This is a genomic window from Xanthomonas sp. LF02-5 (assembly GCF_034105325.1).
Lineage (GTDB): Bacteria > Pseudomonadota > Gammaproteobacteria > Xanthomonadales > Xanthomonadaceae > Xanthomonas_A > Xanthomonas_A sontii.
This window is the reverse complement of sequence record NZ_JAXGGF010000001.1, coordinates 1,236,097-1,252,266: the sequence shown is the minus strand read 5'-3', so window position 1 is coordinate 1,252,266 and position 16,170 is coordinate 1,236,097. Positions and strand designations below refer to the sequence as shown.

The following is a 16,170-nucleotide window of genomic DNA, read 5'->3' as shown; positions in this document are numbered from 1 at the left end:
CCCCACTCTCCAGGATCTCCGCTCCATGCCGCATTCGCCCGTGCCGTCCCCGGAACTGCCGCTCGCCCACCTGCGCATCGCCGATCCGTTCTGGCAGCGCTACCAGCGCCTGGTGCAGGAGGTGGTGCTGCCCTACCAGTGGGACGCGCTCAACGACAACGTCGCCGATGCCGAACCCAGCCATGCCATCGAGAACTTCCGCATCGCCGCCGGCCGCAGCGACGGCGCGTTCTACGGCATGGTGTTCCAGGACAGCGACGTGGCCAAATGGCTGGAAGCGGTGGCCTACCTGCTCGCACAGCATCCCGATCCGGCGCTGGAGCGCGATGCCGACGCCACCATCGAGCTGATCGGGGCCGCGCAGCAGGCCGACGGCTACCTCAACACCTACTTCACGGTGAAGGCGCCGCAGGAACGCTGGACCAACCTGGCCGAGTGCCACGAGCTGTACTGCGCCGGGCACATGATCGAGGCCGGCGTGGCCTACTTCCAGGCCACCGGCAAACGCACCCTGCTCGACATCGTGTGCCGGCTCGCCGACCACATCGACGCCACCTTCGGCCCCGGCCCCACGCAGTTGCACGGCTACCCCGGGCATCCGGAGATCGAACTGGCACTGATGCGCCTGTACGAGGCCACGGGCGAGGCGCGCTACCTGGCACTGGCGCGCTACTTCGTCGAACAACGCGGCACCGCGCCGCACTACTACGACGAGGAGTACGCCAAGCGCGGCCAGACTTTCTTCTGGGGCGGGCACGGCCCGGCCTGGATGATCCAGGACAAGGCCTACAGCCAGGCGCATCTGCCGGTGGCGCTGCAGGACACCGCGGTCGGCCATGCGGTGCGCTTCGTGTACCTGTACGCCGGCGTGGCGCACCTGGCCCGGCACAGCGGCGACGCCACCCTGCGCGCGGCCTGCGAGCGCCTGTGGGACAACGCCACCCAGCGACAGATGTACCTGACCGGCGCGATCGGTGCGCAGAGCTACGGCGAAGCCTTCAGCGTCGACTACGACCTGCCCAACGACACCGCCTACAACGAGAGCTGCGCCTCGATCGGGCTGATGATGTTCGCCAACCGCATGCTGCAGCTGGCGCCGGATGGCCGCTACGCCGACGTGATGGAGCGGGCGCTGTACAACACCGTGCTGGGCGGCATGGCTCTGGACGGGCGTCACTTCTTCTACGTCAACCCGCTGGAAGTGCACCCGCCCACCGTGCACGGCAACCACACCTTCGATCATGTGAAGCCCGTGCGCCAGCGCTGGTTCGGCTGCGCCTGCTGCCCGCCCAACATCGCCCGCGTGCTGACCTCGCTTGGCCACTACCTCTACACCCGCCGCGACGACACGCTGTACGTGAACCTCTATGTCGGCAGCGACGCGCGGTTCGAGGTCGGCGGGCAGACCCTGACCCTGCGCCAGCGCGGCGAATATCCGTGGCAGGACACGATCGCCTTCGAGGTGGAGTGCAGCGCCCCGGTGGAGGCGGCACTGGCGCTGCGCCTGCCGGACTGGTGCAAGGCGCCGCAGTTGCTGCTCAACGGCGAGCCGGTGGCGATCGACGCGCACCGCCAGCACGGCTACTGCGTGCTGCACCGGCGCTGGCAGTCCGGCGACACCTTGCAGCTGCGCCTGCCGATGCCGCCGATGCGGGTCAGCGGGCACCCGCGCGTGCGCCACCTGGCCGGCAAAGTCGCGGTGCAACGCGGGCCGCTGGTGTACTGCCTGGAGCAGGCCGACAACGGCGCCGACCTGCATCAGCTGCGCCTGCCGGCCAACGCCACGCTGCAGGCCGTACCCGGCACCGGCGCGCTCGCCGGCCAGGTGCTGCTGCAAGCCACCGGCGAACGCCTGCATGGCGACGTCGACGCCGCGGCCGCACCGCTGTACTGCTACGATGCGCCGCCGCCGACGCGGCAGCCGCAGCCCCTGACCTTCGTGCCCTACTTCGCCTGGGCCAATCGCGGCGAGGGCGAAATGCGGGTGTGGGTGGACGCCAGCGACGGCTGAAGGCAACGCTACGGAACGTCTGCTGCAGGAGCGGCTTCAGCCGCGACCGGCGTTACCGGGAACGCCGGTCGCGGCTGATCCCGCAGAAGGGGACAAGCGCCGTTCCTGCCGGACAAGCTGCATTCGGATGAATCCTTGCGGAAACAGGTCACCACAGCGATGCCTGCCATGCGGCGCCTCACCGGCCGCATCGCACGCGCCGCACGGCCAGCGCACGCTCTAAGCTAGGGCCATGGATGCCCTGGCCCTCGCCGCCCCGCCGTTCGCCCGCCTCGCTCTCGGCGCGCATCGCATCGTTGTGCCGGACGCCTGGCTGCTGCCGTTCGAGGTCGATGCCTTCGACAGCGACGATTTCCAGCGCCACCGCGTGCAGCAGCCGCCGTCGATCGCGCGCAGCGTGCGCAAGCGCCAGGCCGAGTACCTGGCCGGACGGCGCGCGGCGCGCGCCGCGCTGCGGGCGGCCGGCAGCACGGCCACCGACCTTCCGATCGGCCCCGACCGCGCGCCGCTCTGGCCAGAGGGTTTCCTCGGCAGCCTCTCGCATACCGACGGCGTGGCGGTCGCCATCGCCATGCCGACGTTCGCCGGAGCCAACGGCATCGGCCTGGATATCGAACGTGTGGTGGCGGCGGACCAGCTCGAGGCGATCCGCAGCGTGGCCCTGGACGCCAGCGACTGTGACGCATTGGCTGCGCTCGCCCGCGTCCGCGGCTGGCCGTATGCGCTGACCCTGGGCTTCTCGGCGAAAGAGAGTTTCTACAAGGCCACCGCGGCGACCGTCGGCCGCTTCTTCGATTTCGACGCCTTGCGCATCGAAGGCTGCGAGCCGGCCAGCGGCAGCGTGGAGACGCGGATCGCCACGCCGCTGGCGCCGGCCTTGCCGGCCGGACAAGCGCACCGTCTGCGCTGGGTGGACGTGCAGCCCGGGCTGCTGCTCACCAGTTGCGTCTGGTAAGGGTAGTCCGGGGTTACGCCGTTGCCGCGCAGCTGCGGCAACGCGCGCTGCATGCAACACGCGGCGCGGCGTCGACACCGCGCTTCCGCTTGGCAGGCCGCGGGAACGCGGCGCCTGCCGAGGCATCACACACTCACAACGCGGCCAGGATCTGCTCGCGCCGGCGCGTGTACTCCGCCGCATCGATCAGCCCCTGCGCCTTCAGCTGCTCCAGCGCGCGCAGGCGCTGCTCGACCGAGTCGACGGGAGGCAACGGCGGCGCCGCCGCGGCCGGCCGGCGCCGCTGGGCGCGGATCGCCAGCCACACCACCATGCCGACCAGCAGCGGCAAGGCGAGCAAGACCAGCAGGATGAGCCAATGCCAGATACTGAATCCACCCATCGCGTTCTCCTGCCGGCCGCGTGCCGATCCTGGTGCTTACTTCGCCTTGCCCTGATTGGCCACCGCTTCGGCGGCCTTCTTGGCCGCTTCCGGGTCGCCCAGGTAGCGGTAGGACTGCACCTGCAGGCTGTCGTCCAGTTCGAACAGCAGCGGGATGCCGGTGGGAATGTTGAGTTCGAGAATTTCTTCGCGCGAGACGTCGTTCAAGTACTTGTACAGCGCGCGCAGCGAGTTGCCATGGGCGGTGACCAGCACGGTCTGCCCGGCCTTGAGCTGCGGCGCGATGGCGTCGTGCCAGTACGGCAGCACGCGCTCGAGCGTGGTCGCCAGCGATTCGGTGGCGGGCAGCGCATTGCGGTCCAGGGTGGCATAGCGGCGGTCGTGCAGCGGATGGCCCGGATCCTCGGCGTCCATCGGCGGCGGCGGGATGTCGTAGGAGCGGCGCCAGATCTTGACCTGGTCCTCGCCGTGCTTGGCCGCGGTCTCGGCCTTGTCCAGGCCCTGCAGGCCGCCGTAGTGGCGCTCGTTGAGACGCCAGCTCTTGTGCACCGGCAGCCAGTCCTGGTCGAGTTCCTTCAGCGCGCCCTGCAAGGTGTGGATGGCGCGCTTGAGCACCGAGGTATGCGCGACGTCGAACTGCAGCCCCTCCTCGCGCATCAGCCGGCCGGCGGCCACGGCTTCCTGGCGGCCCTGCTCGGTCAGGTCGACGTCGACCCAGCCGGTGAAGCGGTTATCCAGGTTCCACTGGCTCTGGCCATGGCGCAACAGTACGAGTTTGCGGGTCACTGCGACGGTCTCCGTTGGGGGATGCGTGGGTGGTGCGGCCCTGGATTGTAGCTGGTGGCGGGGATTCGGGATTCGGGATTCGGGATTCGGGATTCGCAAGTGCCTGGTCTCCAGCAAGTGAAGCGGCCAAGCGCCACCTGATCGCCAGAGCCGCGCGGGAAGCGCCTTCAACGAATCCCCAATCCCGAATCCCCAATCCCGCCCCCTCCACACCCCAGCCACGAAGGCGGCGCGATCATCGGCGCATGGACACTTCTTCGCACTCCGTATTCGGCGACTGGGACGGCAGCATCGTGCAGGCGCGCGCGCTGCAGGCGACGCTGGCGCGCCAGGTCAGCCTGCAGGACGAGGTGCCCGACCCGCCGCGCTGGCTGGCCGGCTTCGACGTCGGTTTCGAGGACGACGGCCAGGTCACCCGCGCTGCCGCGGTACTGCTCGACGCGCAGACCCTGCAGCCGCACCAGGCCGAGATCGCGCGCGTGCCCACCTCGATGGCCTACGTGCCCGGCCTGCTCAGCTTCCGCGAACTGCCGGCCTTGCTGGCTGCGCTGGGTCTGCTGCGGCAGCGCCCGGACCTGGTGTTCGTCGACGGCCAGGGCATCGCCCATCCGCGCCGGCTCGGCATCGCCGCGCACTTCGGTGTGGTCACCGGGCTACCCAGCATCGGCGTGGCCAAGACCTTGCTGGCCGGCCGCTTCGAGGAGCCCGGCGCGCAGGCTGGCGACCACAGCCCCATCGTGCATCGCGGCGAGGTGGTGGGCTGGGCGCTGCGCAGCAAGCTGCGCTGCAATCCGCTGATCGTCTCGCCCGGCCATCGTGTGGCGGTGGACAGCGCGCTGCAGTGGACCCAGCGCTACCTGCGCGGCTATCGTCTGCCGGAGCCGACCCGGCTGGCCGATCGGCTGGCCTCGCGCCGCGGCGAGGTGGCCATCGCCCAGCCGGGCTTGCTGTAGCCTCGGCATCCGCTGGCGCGACTGCGAAAGCGCACTCGCCGCATCCGCACTGTCGTGTCGCGTCCGAAACGGACGCGTTGGATTGAAACCACATGGCGTTGTCCCCACCGGCGTCGTCGATCGGTCGCCCCCGCCCGGGGGCGTGGATCCACGCAGTCGCCTGTCGCCTGCGTCGTGTCGCGATGCGCACCTGCGAACGCGCATCACCTGCGCAAGAGAGGCGCACACCAAGCGCCGCGGCACGCGGAACATTGCGTCTTGCGCCGCCGGCGTCCGTGCCACGCGTGCGCATGCGAAGCTTGCGCTCCGTTCCTGCCACCACGAGCGCCGGCATGCCCACCCTGATCGCCCCCCGCGTCCACGATATCGGCGGCTTCGAAGTGCGCCGCGCCGTCCCCAGCGTGCAGGCGCGCAGCGTCGGCCCCTTCGTCTTCATCGATCACATGGGCCCGGCGGTGTTCGAGCCGGGCCACGGCGTGGACGTGCGCCCGCATCCGCACATCGGCCTGGCCACGGTCACCTTCCTGTGGTCCGGCGAGATCGGCCACCGCGATTCGCTCGGCTCCGACCAGGTGATCCGCGCCGGCGACGTCAACTGGATGACCGCCGGCCGCGGCATCTCCCACTCCGAACGCACGCCGACCACGCTGCGTGAGCATGCACATCCGCTGCACGGCATGCAGACCTGGGTGGCGCTGCCGAAATCGGCGGAAGAAACCGCACCGGCGTTCTACCACCATGCCGCGGCCAGCCTGCCGCAGCAGCGCCGCGACGGCGCGTGGCTGCGGGTGATCGCCGGCCGCGCCTACGGCGAGGAATCGCCGGTCACGGTGTTCGCCGACACCCTCAACGTGGCCCTGGACCTGGAGGCGGACGCCGAAATCGACCTGGACGCGCGGCACGTCGAGCGCTCGCTGTACATCCTGGAAGGCGAGGCGCAACTGGACGGCGTGGACATTCCGGCGCGGCACCTGGTCCTGCCCGAGCCCGGCGCGCGCGGGCGGTTGCGCGCAAAGACCCCGCTGAAGGCCATGCTGATGGGCGGGGAACCGCTGGATGGCCCGCGCCACCTCTGGTGGAACTTCGTCTCCAGTTCGGTGGAACGCATCGAGCAGGCCAAGCAGGACTGGCGCGAGGGCCGCTTCGGGACGATCCCCGGCGACGACCAGGAATTCATTCCGTTGCCCGAACCCGGCCGCTGAGCCGGCGGCAGGCCTGCATCGGGCCACCGCCCCGCACACGCGAAGCGCCACCGCCCCCCCCCCCCCGCGATCCACGCCCGCAACCGCCTGATCGGCGCAGCCGGGCGGGTGCCGGCATGCCGTACCACGCGTACGGATGTTCCGGAATCCACATCCCAATTGTCAGCACGGCCACGCTGGGCTATGGTGCAGACGCGGTCGCGCACGCGTGACCGCACACGGGACACGCACTGCGTCGGGGGATGCACTGCCGGGATCCCGCACAGGATGGGCGCTCCCGCAGACGACGCCGCAGGCGTGCGTATGGATCGAACGCGTCGCATCGCGGCGTATGGGGAACATCGCGAATGAAGACACTCTTGCGCAAGGCGCTGCTGACCGCTGCAGCGGCGTTGCCCGCCGCTGCCGCCACCGCGCAGCAGGCACAGAACTGCCCACCGCTGCCGCCGCAGAGCAAACTGCAATGGAGCGAACGCAGCGACAAGGGCTTCATCGTCTGCCGCGCCAGCGATGCCGACGGACGTCAGGTGCTGGGCATGATGCTCACCGCGCGCGACCCGAACATTCCGCTGCAGCGCACGCTGCGCGAGGAAAAGGGTGCCATCGCCGGCGAAGCGGTGTATTGGTACCGGCCGGATGTGGGCGGTGTCGAGTTGCCGAACCAGGCCACACGCCGCATCACGGTTGCGGAACTGAAGAAGGACCAGTACGCACAGGTGTGGATCGATGCCGCCGACGCCCAGGAACTGCAGACACTGCAATCGCTGGTGCAGGGCCTGGACATGCGCCAGTCGAGCCTGGCGCTGGAGCGCTGAGGCGGCGCACTGCGCCATGCACTGCGGTCTCTCTTAGCAGCGGCTTCAGCCGCGAAAGGCATTCCCAATAACGCCGTCGCGGCTGAAGCCGCTGCTACGAGGAAACAAACCCTCGCACCACATGCGGCGCGAAACGCGCGCTCAGAAGCGCCCTTCCTGGAAATCCACGAAGGCCTGCATCAGTTCCTGGCGCGTGTTCATCACGAACGGCCCGTGCCGCGCGACCGGCTCGCGCAACGGTCGGCCGGCGACCAGGATCAGCCGCGCGCCCTGCGTGCCGGCCTGCACCTGCAGCAGGTCGCCGCCGCCTAGCACCGCCAGCGTCTGCGCCGGCAGCACGCGCGCCGCCTCGCCCTCGCCCAGTGCCGCCTCGCCCTCGAACATGTAGGCGAAGGCGTTGTGCCCGGACGGCAGCTCGAACGCCCAGCGCGTGCCGGCGTCCAGCGCGATGTCCAGATACAGCGGGTCGGTGGCCGGCTGCGCGATCGGGCCGTGCACCTCGCCGACCTGGCCGGCGATCACCTTGACCGTCACCCCCGGCGCCGGCTGCGCCACCGGGATGCGCTCGGGCGCGAATTCCTGGTAGCGCGGCGCGGTCATCTTGTCGCGCGCCGGCAGGTTCACCCACAGCTGGAAGCCGCGCATGCGCCCGTGTTCCTGCTCCGGCATCTCCGAATGCACCAGGCCGCGGCCGGCGGTCATCCATTGCACGCTGCCCGGGGTCAGCAGACCCTCGTTGCCGTGGTTGTCCTTGTGCCGCATGCGCCCGTCGAGCATGTAGGTGACGGTCTCGAAGCCACGGTGCGGATGGCTGGGGAAGCCCCCGATGTAGTCCTCGGCCCGGTCGGTGCCGAACTCGTCGAGCAGCAGGAACGGATCCAGTTCGGGCAGCGCACCGCCGCCGATGACGCGGGTCAGCTTGACCCCATCGCCGTCGGCGGTGGCGTGGCCACGAATGGCACGCAGGATGCGCGCGGGGGCGACGGTGGTGGAAGCGGTCATGGCGAACGATCTCCTGATGAGCTCCCTACTGTGGGTGCCGCCGCCACCGCGGCCAACCGCGACCGGCGCAACCCATCGTTCCATCGTCTGCGGCGACTGGTTCGCTTCTCCCACCGGGAGAAGGTGCCCCGTAGGGGCGGATGAGGGTACGGGCGCAGCCTCGTGCGCAGGGTGGCTTCGCGAGGGCTGCGCCCCCGTACCCTCACCCCAACCCCTCTCCCGCAGGGAGAGGGGCTCATGCCTTTCCCTTCTCCCACCGGGAGAAGGTGCCCCGTAGGGGCGGATGAGGGTACGGGCGCAGCCTCGTGCGCAGTCTGGCTTCGCGAGGGCTGCGCCCCGGACCCTCACCCCACCCCTCTCCCTCAGGGAGAGGGGCTCGCGCCCTTCCCTTCTCCCACCGGGAGAAGGTATCCCGCAGGGGCGGAAGAGGGTACGGGCGCAGCCTCGTGCGCAGGCTGGCTTCGCGAGGGCTGCGCCCCCGTACCCTCACCCCAACCCCTCTCCCGACGGGAGAGGGGCGCGCGCCTTTCCCTTCTCCCCCCGGGAGAAGGTGCCCCGCAGGGGCGGATGAGGGTACGGGCGCAGCCTCGCGCACAGGCTGGCTTCGCGATGGCTTCGCCCTCGTACCCTCACCCCAACCCCTCTCCCGCGGGGAGAGGGGCTCGCGCGCTGCGCCGTCCGTCCCCGCCACACCGTTCGTCACAAGGACTGTCTACGACCAAAGTACTAGCCCCTCGGCCCTCCCCGCCATTGACCCCCCAGGCCATCGGGGCGACCCTTGCGGCAATCTCCGGGGGAGCGTTCTGCATGAAAGGGTTTTCCAAGCTGGCCTGGGCCGCACTCGCCATTCTGGCGGCGTTCTGCCTCGGCACCATCGCCCTGCGCCGCGGCGAGCACATCAATGCGCTGTGGATCGTGGTGGCCGCGGTGTCGATCTACCTGATCGCCTACCGCTTCTACAGCCTGTTCATCGCCGACAAGGTGATGCAGCTCGACCCCACCCGGGCCACGCCGGCGGTGCTCAACAACGACGGCCTGGACTACGTGCCGACCAACAAGCACGTGCTGTTCGGCCACCACTTCGCCGCCATCGCCGGCGCCGGGCCGCTGGTCGGGCCGGTGCTGGCCGCGCAGATGGGCTACCTGCCCGGCCTGCTGTGGCTGGTGGTCGGCGTGGTGGTCGCCGGTGCGGTGCAGGACTTCATGGTGCTGTTCCTGTCCAGCCGCCGCAACGGCCGCTCGCTCGGCGACCTGGTACGCGAGGAAATGGGTCAGGTGCCCGGCACCATCGCCCTGTTCGGCGCCTTCCTGATCATGATCATCATCCTGGCGGTGCTGGCGATGGTGGTGGTCAAGGCGCTGGCGGAAAGCCCCTGGGGCATGTTCACGGTGATCGCGACCATGCCCATCGCAATCCTGATGGGCGTGTACATGCGCTACATCCGCCCTGGCAAGATCGGCGAGATCTCGATGGTGGGGCTGATCCTGCTGCTGGCGGCGATCTGGTTCGGCGGCAAGGTCGCCGCCGATCCCACCTGGGGCCCGGCCTTCACCTTCACCGGCACACAGATCACCTGGATGCTGATCGGCTACGGCTTCGTCGCCTCGGTGCTGCCGGTGTGGCTGCTGCTGGCACCGCGCGACTACCTGTCCACCTTCCTCAAGATCGGCACCATCATCGCCCTGGCGATCGGCATCCTGGTGGTGATGCCGGAGCTGAAGATGCCGGCGCTCACGCAGTTCGCCGCCAGCGGCGACGGCCCGGTGTGGAAGGGCGGCCTGTTCCCGTTCCTGTTCATCACCATCGCCTGCGGCGCGGTCTCCGGCTTCCACGCGCTGATCTCCTCGGGCACCACGCCCAAGCTGCTCGCCAACGAGTCGCACATGCGCTACATCGGCTACGGCGGCATGCTGATGGAATCGTTCGTGGCGGTGATGGCGCTGGTGGCGGCCTCGATCATCGACCCAGGCGTTTACTTCGCGATGAACAGCCCGGCCGCGGTGATCGGCGCCGACGTCGCCGCCGCCGCGCACCACATCAGCACCACCTGGGGCTTCGCCATCACCCCGGAGCAACTGACCGCCACCGCGGCGGCGATCGGCGAACCCACCATCCTGCATCGCGCCGGCGGTGCGCCGACGCTGGCGGTGGGCATCGCGCAGATCCTGCACCAGGCCATCCCCAACAGCAGCGACGCGATGATGGCCTTCTGGTACCACTTCGCGATCCTGTTCGAGGCGCTGTTCATTCTCACCGCGGTGGACGCCGGGACCCGCGCCGGACGCTTCATGCTGCAGGACCTGCTCGGCAACTTCGTGCCGGCGTTGAAGAAGACCGAGTCGTGGACCGCCAACATCATCGGCACCGCCGGCTGCGTGGCCCTGTGGGGCTACCTGCTGTATACCGGCGTGGTCGATCCGTTCGGCGGCATCCAGACGCTGTGGCCGCTGTTCGGCATCTCCAACCAGATGCTGGCCGGCATCGCGCTGATGCTGGGCACGGTGGTGCTGTTCAAGATGAAGCGCGACCGCTACGCCTGGGTGACCGCGGTGCCGGCGGTGTGGCTGCTGATCTGCACCACCTACGCCGGCCTGATCAAGATCTTCGACCGCAACCCGTCGCAGGGCTTCATGGCGCAGGCGCACAAGTTCCAGGACGCCATCGCCAGCGGCACCATCACCGCACCAGCCAAGTCGGTGGCGCAGATGCAGCAGATCGTCACCAACGCCTACGTCAACACCGGGCTGACCGTGCTGTTCCTGTGCGTGGTGTTCGCGGTGCTGGTCTACGCGATCAAGACCATTCTTGCCGCGCGCCGCAACCCGCAGCGCAGCGACCGCGAGACCGCGTATGTGGCCTTGCAGCCGCACCAGATGGCGGACCTGTAATGGCTGGCGCCCTGGTTCCGGTCGGGCAGTATCAGGCGCACCGCCGGCTATGGCGGCGCCTGGTGCAGACCGCGCGGCTGTGCTGCGGCATTCCCGACTACGACAACTACGTGCGGCACATGCTGGAAAAGCATCCGGACCGCGAGCCGATGGACTACAAGACCTTCTTCCGCGAGCGCCAGGAGGCGCGGTACGGCGGCAAGAGCGGGTTTCGCTGTTGTTGAAAGGCGGGGATTGGGGAGTCGGGATTGGGGATTGGTGGCTGTAATCGTGATGAAAGTGCGGCGATGCTTGCAATGGGCATCGCCGCTTGGCTGTTGTAGGAACGGCTTCAGCCGTGACGCATTACCGACAAGGCATCGCGGCTAAAGCCGCTCTTACGGAGAAGCACGCGGATGCCATGCACTCGCGGCGCCGCTCCTATTCCCGAATCCCGATTCCCCAATCCCAGCTCTTCAAGCCGCCGCGGCGCGCACCAGTTCCTCATAGGTCTGCGGCAACTCGCGCATATGTTCCATCACTGCGGCCACGCCGAGCTGGCGCAGGGTCGCGGCGTGCCCGGCGGGAATGTGCGCGGCGCCAGTAAAGCCGATCACGGTCATGCCCGCGGCCAGCGCGGCGCTGGCGCCGGTGGCGCTGTCCTCAATCACCAGGCAGCGTTCCGGCGCCACCTCCAGCGTGCGCGCCGCCAGCAGATACACGTCCGGCGCGGGCTTGGGCCGCGCCACCATGTCGGCGCTGAAGATGCGTTCGCCGACACGCTCATGCAGGCCGGCGCGCGCCACCGAGGCGACCACGCTCTCGCGCATGCTGTTGGAGGCGACCGCCAGCGGCAGCGGCAACGCCAGCAAGGCCTCGCGCACGCCGTCGATCGGCTGCACCTCGGCGGCAATCAACGCCTCCGAGCGTGTGCGGATCTCCTGGCACAGGCCCGGCGGCAGCGCCAGCGCGTACTGCCGTTGCACGCGCTGCACGATTTCCTGTGCGGTGAGGCCGAAGCTGCCCGCGAGAAAGCGTTCCAGTTCGGCCCGCGGCACATAGGCGCCCAGCGCGTCGAGCATCACCCGGTCGGCCAGCACTTCGCTGTCGACGAGCACGCCGTCGCAATCGCTGATCAACAGGTCGAAGGGGGTCGCCGTCATCGCGCGCTCCTTGGGGAAAACCGCCATTATGCCGCCGTGCGCATGTCCCTCGCCTGTGTGGCGTCGACAGCGGCGGCACACAGGCCGACCACGGACGCGCATGACGGGCGCAGGCGCACGCGCGTCTGCGCATTGGCGGCGCCTGCATGCCCTGCCCGTTCGCGAGGGCAACGCTGCCGTGGCGACATTCCGAATGGCAAGCGTTTGTTTCCGGTTAAACCACCTGGCACCGAATGGAACGCCGCCCGAGATCCGCAGACAACGTCACAAAACTGCCGCGAAACCCCGGCAAACCACTGCTAGGATCGACAGCGGCGCCAGGACGTGCGCCGTCATCCCAGGACCGCGAACAGGAAAGGAGCCTTGCATGCGTACGCCCGTCCCCGCCCTGATCGCACTCGCGACCTCGCTGTTCTTCTCGGTCAGTTGCGCCGCACAGTCCGGCGCCAAGGAGCATTCCGCCATGTCAGCCTCGCTGCAGGATCATTCGGTCGCCTTCCGCGACCCCGCACTCGCCGACATCGCCGCTGCCATCGCGCGCGGCGACGTCGCCCGCATCGCCGCCCTGGCGCCGAGCACGGACCTGTCCGCGCACGGCGACCAGAACCTCACCCTGCTCGAATGGGCCATCTGGAACGAACAGCCGCGCGCGCTGGCGGCGCTGCTCGACGCCGGTGCCGACCCGTCGCTGCCCGGCATGGATCAGGAAACCGTGGTGCACATGGCCGCCATGGCCAAGGATCCGCAATACCTGGAGATCCTGCTGCAGCACGGCGCCCCGGTCGACCCGGTGAGCGCGCGTGCGAACTGGACGCCGCTGTTCCGCGCCGTGCAGAGCAAGCGCGACGCGCAGATCGAACTTCTGCTCAAGGCCGGCGCCGACCCGAAGCGGGTCGACGCCACAGGCAACTCGTTGCTGCACCTGGCCGCGCAGAGCAGCGCCGGCAACCCGTGGGTGCCCAAGCTGCTGCAGGCCGGGGTCGATCCGAGCCTGCGCAACGCCCAGGGCAAGACCTTCCAGGCGTACTTCTTCAACACGCCCGAGCGCCTGCTCAACGCCAACGCGCAGCAGGTCCGCAACGACGTGCGCGCCTGGCTGAGCGCCCACGCCATCCCGTTGGAAGCGAGCCGCTGACGCGGTCGGTCGCCACATTCGCACGGAGCCGCGCATGAACCAGAACGAGCTTTCCCCGTCCGATCCGTCCACCTCCTTCTCCGACGCCGTCCGCGGCCAGCAGCCGCAGGCCGTGGACCGGCAACTGCCGCCGCTGCTTCAGGACCTCTACCACACCGCGGCCGAACGCCGCGCCGGCGGCGCCGAGACCTTCGCCGCGCTGCCCGACGGCTGGTCGCGCATGGACGACGCCGCGCTGCAGCGCGCCGGCATCGATCCCAGCCTGCAGCACGACGCCAAGAGCGGCTTCGATGCCGCGTTCTACCGCAACCCGCAGGGCAACGTGGTGCTGGGCTTCTGCGGCACCGACGAACTGAAGGACTGGAAACACAACCTCGGCCAGGGCCTGGGCTTTTCCGACTCACAGTACGCCTCGGCGATCCAGCTCGGCAGCCAGGCCAAGCAGGCCTTCGGCGACAACCTGCTGATCTCCGGGCACTCGCTGGGCGGCGGCCTGGCCGCGGCCTCGTCGATGGTCAACGACGTGCCGGCGGTGACCTTCAACGCCGCCGGGGTCAACAACAAGACGCTCGAGCGCGAAGGGCTGGATGCCGACGCGGCCAAGGCCTATGCCGCCGACGGGCTGATCCGCGGCTATCACGTCAAGAACGAACTGCTGACCTACCTGCAGGAAGACAACCTGCTGACCCGCGGCCTGATGCCCGACGCCGCCGGCCACCAGATCCAGCTGCCGGAACCGGACCCGCTGTCGTTCGGCCAGCGCCTGATCCCCGGGATGATGCTCAAGCATCGCCTGGACCTGCACGGCATCGACTCGGTGATGAAGGCCGAGGACCTGGCGCAGAACCAGAGCCAGGGTCAGGTCCAGAGCCAGGGGCAATCCGGTTCGCTGTCGACCGGCAGCCGCCTGTTCAACGACGCGGTGGTGCAGTTGGACGGCCAGCGCGACCGGCTCGGCCTGCACGACGACGCAGCCTTCCTCAACACCGCCGCCAGCGTCGCCGCGCGCGCCGGCCAGGACGGCCTGCAGCGCATCGACCAGGTGCTGCCCAGCCGCGATGGCGACCGTCTGTTCGCGGTCCAGGGGCAACCGGAGAACCCGGCGCACCTGCGCAGCCAGGTCCAGACCGCGGCCGCGGCCCACGAGCCGTCGCAGGCCAACGTCGGCCAGTTGCAGCAGCAGAACCTGCAGGCGCCTCCACAGCAGCAGGAAGAACGGCAGCGCAGCGTGGCGATGCAGTAGTTGCCGCCTGCGACTGCATCACGGCAGGCGTCCACGCCGACGCCTGGCGTCGTGTCCACCACCCAGACCAGCAGTTTCGCAGGCACGCCGCCGGACGCAGCGCCCTAGATCCACGCCCGCGATGTACGGCAGCAGTCCCAGCGCCGGCCCCCACATCGCGCTGCCGCACGCGAACAGGCTGCGGCGGTCACGCCGCCGCGACTCAGCCAGCGCCGGCCATCGCGCGCAGGGTGATCCCGACCAGATAGGCCAGGTACGTGCCGGTGGCGTAGCCCATCGTGCCCAGCAACACGCCGACCGGGGCCAGCGCCGGGTGGAACGCGGCCGCCACCACCGGCGCCGAGGCCGGGCCGCCGACGTTGCTCTGCGAGCCGATCGCGAAGTAGAAGAACGGCACCCGCAGCAGCTTGCCCAGCGCCAGCAGCAGCAGGACGTGCACGATGAGCCAGATCAGGCCGAGCGCGAAGATCCAGGGCCGGTCGAACAGCGCCAGCAGATCCATCTGCATGCCGATGCAGGCGATCAGGAAATACAGCAGCAGCGTGCCGATGCGCGAGGCGCCGGCGCCCTCGAGCGTGCGCGCGCGGGTGAAGCTGAGCAGCAGGCCGAAGGTGGTCGCCAGCACCACCACCCACACGAACGGCGAGCCGAGGCTGAACTGCTTGGCCCAACTCACGTTCGCGTCGAACCACGCCGCGGTCGGGGTGGCGATCGCATGCGCCAGGCCGACCGCGCCGAAGGCCACGCCGACGATCAGCATCAGGTCGGTGAGGCTGGCCACGCGCTCGTGCTGGGCCTGGAAGTGGGCGATGCGCTGCTTGAGGTCGTCGATGCCGCGGGTGTCGGCGCCCGTGCGCGCATCGATCGCCGGCGCACGTTGCGCAAAGAAGATCAGCAGCGCCATCCACACGTAGCCGACGCCGACGTCGACCACCGCGAACTGGCCGAAGGTGGTGGCGTCGACCTGGAACACCTCGCGCATCGCCAGCATGTTGGCGCCGCCGCCGATCCAACTGCCGGCCAACGCGGCCATGCCGGCCCAGGTGTCGCCGGCCACGGTCACCGGATGCAGCCACTTCATCACCTGGAACGCGACCACCGCGCCGAGCATGATGCTGAAGGACGCCCCCAGGTACATCGCCACCAGCTTCGGCCCCAGCCGCAGGATGCCCTTGAGATCGATGGTGAGAGTGAGCAGCACCAGCGCCGCCGGCAGCAGCACGTCGCGCGCGACCGGGTTGTAGAGCGAATTGTGCTGGCCGTCGATCAGCCCGACGGTGTTGTAGATACCGGGAATCAGGTAGCACAACAGCAGCGCCGGCACGATGCCGTAGAAGCGCTTCCAGACTCCCGACGGTCGCGCCGCGGTCCAGAACACCGCGCCCAGGGTGGCGGCGATCAGGCCGAAGATGACGATGTCGTTGGTGATCAGGGGCGTCGAGGGCATCGGGCTTTAGGGCGGGGATTCGGGAGTGGGGATTCGGGATTCGTGCGCCGCGGTTGGAGGTTTGGAGGTGTCAACAACGATCGAAAGAGAGCAACAGGCCGCGGGTGAATTCGCAGGAGCGATGCGCTGCAAGCGCCTGTTGTTTTTGTGGGAGGGGCTTCAGCCCCGACGCTTTAGCGGTAAGGCGTCGGGGCTGAAGCCCCTCCCA

At 69.3% G+C, this 16,170-nt stretch carries 14 protein-coding genes; 9 read left to right on the top strand and 5 right to left on the bottom strand.

What is annotated here, in order from left to right:
* Positions 1 to 25 precede the first annotated feature (25 nt).
* Both SLW52_RS05460 and SLW52_RS05455 read left to right on the top strand, forming a co-directional pair.
* Positions 26 to 2,011 (top strand): beta-L-arabinofuranosidase domain-containing protein, encoded by a 1,986-nt coding sequence (locus SLW52_RS05460; protein ID WP_320739201.1) that lies wholly within the window; start codon positions 26 to 28, stop codon positions 2,009 to 2,011.
* A gap of 232 nt (positions 2,012 to 2,243) precedes the next feature.
* Positions 2,244 to 2,966: a 4'-phosphopantetheinyl transferase superfamily protein gene (locus SLW52_RS05455; protein WP_320739203.1), complete on the top strand. Its 723-nt coding sequence runs from the start codon at positions 2,244 to 2,246 to the stop codon at positions 2,964 to 2,966.
* Between the two features lie 133 nt (positions 2,967 to 3,099).
* On the opposite strand, the gene SLW52_RS05450 is transcribed toward SLW52_RS05455, so the two are convergent.
* Positions 3,100 to 3,348 (bottom strand): SHOCT domain-containing protein, encoded by a 249-nt coding sequence (locus SLW52_RS05450; protein WP_017909382.1) that lies wholly within the window; start codon positions 3,346 to 3,348, stop codon positions 3,100 to 3,102.
* A gap of 36 nt (positions 3,349 to 3,384) precedes the next feature.
* Positions 3,385 to 4,134 carry a 2,3-diphosphoglycerate-dependent phosphoglycerate mutase gene (gene gpmA, locus SLW52_RS05445; RefSeq protein ID WP_010342084.1) on the bottom strand — a complete coding sequence of 250 codons (750 nt, stop codon included), beginning with the start codon at positions 4,132 to 4,134 and terminating at the stop codon, positions 3,385 to 3,387.
* 245 nt (positions 4,135 to 4,379) lie between these two features.
* Here gpmA and nfi point away from each other — a divergent pair, with 245 nt between their 5' ends.
* The 3 genes from nfi to SLW52_RS05430 all read left to right on the top strand — a co-directional run bounded on the left by nfi (position 4,380) and on the right by SLW52_RS05430 (position 7,104).
* A complete protein-coding gene (gene nfi / locus SLW52_RS05440; RefSeq protein WP_017909380.1) occupies positions 4,380 to 5,087 on the top strand; it encodes a deoxyribonuclease V in 708 nt (235 codons plus the stop codon).
* 332 nt (positions 5,088 to 5,419) lie between these two features.
* Entirely contained in the window at positions 5,420 to 6,289 is an 870-nt protein-coding gene (locus SLW52_RS05435; RefSeq protein WP_017909379.1) for a pirin family protein, read from the top strand.
* A gap of 347 nt (positions 6,290 to 6,636) precedes the next feature.
* Complete coding sequence (locus SLW52_RS05430) at positions 6,637 to 7,104, top strand: hypothetical protein (protein WP_010342081.1); 468 nt, start codon at positions 6,637 to 6,639, stop codon at positions 7,102 to 7,104.
* 141 nt (positions 7,105 to 7,245) lie between these two features.
* On the opposite strand, the gene SLW52_RS05425 is transcribed toward SLW52_RS05430, so the two are convergent.
* Positions 7,246 to 8,106 carry a pirin family protein gene (locus tag SLW52_RS05425; RefSeq protein ID WP_043095685.1) on the bottom strand — a complete coding sequence of 287 codons (861 nt, stop codon included), beginning with the start codon at positions 8,104 to 8,106 and terminating at the stop codon, positions 7,246 to 7,248.
* 807 nt (positions 8,107 to 8,913) lie between these two features.
* Between SLW52_RS05425 and SLW52_RS05420 the strand changes: the two genes are divergently transcribed.
* The gene (locus tag SLW52_RS05420; RefSeq protein ID WP_320739206.1) at positions 8,914 to 10,995 is read left to right on the top strand and encodes a carbon starvation CstA family protein; all 2,082 of its coding nucleotides are present in this window, start codon (positions 8,914 to 8,916) and stop codon (positions 10,993 to 10,995) included.
* Positions 10,995 to 11,219: a CstA-like transporter-associated (seleno)protein gene (locus tag SLW52_RS05415; RefSeq protein WP_017909376.1), complete on the top strand. Its 225-nt coding sequence runs from the start codon at positions 10,995 to 10,997 to the stop codon at positions 11,217 to 11,219. Before SLW52_RS05420 ends, SLW52_RS05415 begins: the two co-directional genes overlap by 1 nt.
* A 231-nt stretch (positions 11,220 to 11,450) precedes the next feature.
* On the opposite strand, the gene SLW52_RS05410 is transcribed toward SLW52_RS05415, so the two are convergent.
* Positions 11,451 to 12,137, bottom strand: coding sequence for an HAD-IA family hydrolase (locus tag SLW52_RS05410; RefSeq protein WP_267102588.1), 687 nt, complete (start codon positions 12,135 to 12,137; stop codon positions 11,451 to 11,453).
* 367 nt (positions 12,138 to 12,504) lie between these two features.
* On the opposite strand from SLW52_RS05410, the gene SLW52_RS05405 reads away from it, so the two are divergent.
* Positions 12,505 to 13,272 carry an ankyrin repeat domain-containing protein gene (locus SLW52_RS05405; protein ID WP_320739208.1) on the top strand — a complete coding sequence of 256 codons (768 nt, stop codon included), beginning with the start codon at positions 12,505 to 12,507 and terminating at the stop codon, positions 13,270 to 13,272.
* Positions 13,273 to 13,306: 34 nt separating this feature from the next.
* Positions 13,307 to 14,515, top strand: a complete 1,209-nt coding sequence (locus SLW52_RS05400; RefSeq protein ID WP_152181876.1) for an XVIPCD domain-containing protein — start codon at positions 13,307 to 13,309, stop codon at positions 14,513 to 14,515.
* Between the two features lie 202 nt (positions 14,516 to 14,717).
* On the opposite strand, the gene SLW52_RS05395 is transcribed toward SLW52_RS05400, so the two are convergent.
* Positions 14,718 to 15,962, bottom strand: coding sequence for a DUF819 family protein (locus tag SLW52_RS05395; protein WP_152245493.1), 1,245 nt, complete (start codon positions 15,960 to 15,962; stop codon positions 14,718 to 14,720).
* Positions 15,963 to 16,170 lie beyond the last annotated feature (208 nt).

What these genes read in the sequence shown, in the direction of transcription:
- SLW52_RS05450 (WP_017909382.1), bottom strand. Translation starts at nt 3,348, where the DNA reads ATGGGTGGATTCAGTATCTGGCATTGGCTCATCCTGCTGGTCTTGCTC.
- SLW52_RS05410 (WP_267102588.1), bottom strand. Translation starts at nt 12,137, where the DNA reads ATGACGGCGACCCCCTTCGACCTGTTGATCAGCGATTGCGACGGCGTG.
- SLW52_RS05455 (WP_320739203.1), top strand. Translation starts at nt 2,244, where the DNA reads ATGGATGCCCTGGCCCTCGCCGCCCCGCCGTTCGCCCGCCTCGCTCTC.
- SLW52_RS05460 (WP_320739201.1), top strand. Translation starts at nt 26, where the DNA reads ATGCCGCATTCGCCCGTGCCGTCCCCGGAACTGCCGCTCGCCCACCTG.
- SLW52_RS05415 (WP_017909376.1), top strand. Translation starts at nt 10,995, where the DNA reads ATGGCTGGCGCCCTGGTTCCGGTCGGGCAGTATCAGGCGCACCGCCGG.
- nfi (WP_017909380.1), top strand. Translation starts at nt 4,380, where the DNA reads ATGGACACTTCTTCGCACTCCGTATTCGGCGACTGGGACGGCAGCATC.
- SLW52_RS05435 (WP_017909379.1), top strand. Translation starts at nt 5,420, where the DNA reads ATGCCCACCCTGATCGCCCCCCGCGTCCACGATATCGGCGGCTTCGAA.
- SLW52_RS05400 (WP_152181876.1), top strand. Translation starts at nt 13,307, where the DNA reads ATGAACCAGAACGAGCTTTCCCCGTCCGATCCGTCCACCTCCTTCTCC.
- SLW52_RS05430 (WP_010342081.1), top strand. Translation starts at nt 6,637, where the DNA reads ATGAAGACACTCTTGCGCAAGGCGCTGCTGACCGCTGCAGCGGCGTTG.
- SLW52_RS05405 (WP_320739208.1), top strand. Translation starts at nt 12,505, where the DNA reads ATGCGTACGCCCGTCCCCGCCCTGATCGCACTCGCGACCTCGCTGTTC.
- SLW52_RS05420 (WP_320739206.1), top strand. Translation starts at nt 8,914, where the DNA reads ATGAAAGGGTTTTCCAAGCTGGCCTGGGCCGCACTCGCCATTCTGGCG.
- SLW52_RS05395 (WP_152245493.1), bottom strand. Translation starts at nt 15,962, where the DNA reads ATGCCCTCGACGCCCCTGATCACCAACGACATCGTCATCTTCGGCCTG.
- SLW52_RS05425 (WP_043095685.1), bottom strand. Translation starts at nt 8,106, where the DNA reads ATGACCGCTTCCACCACCGTCGCCCCCGCGCGCATCCTGCGTGCCATT.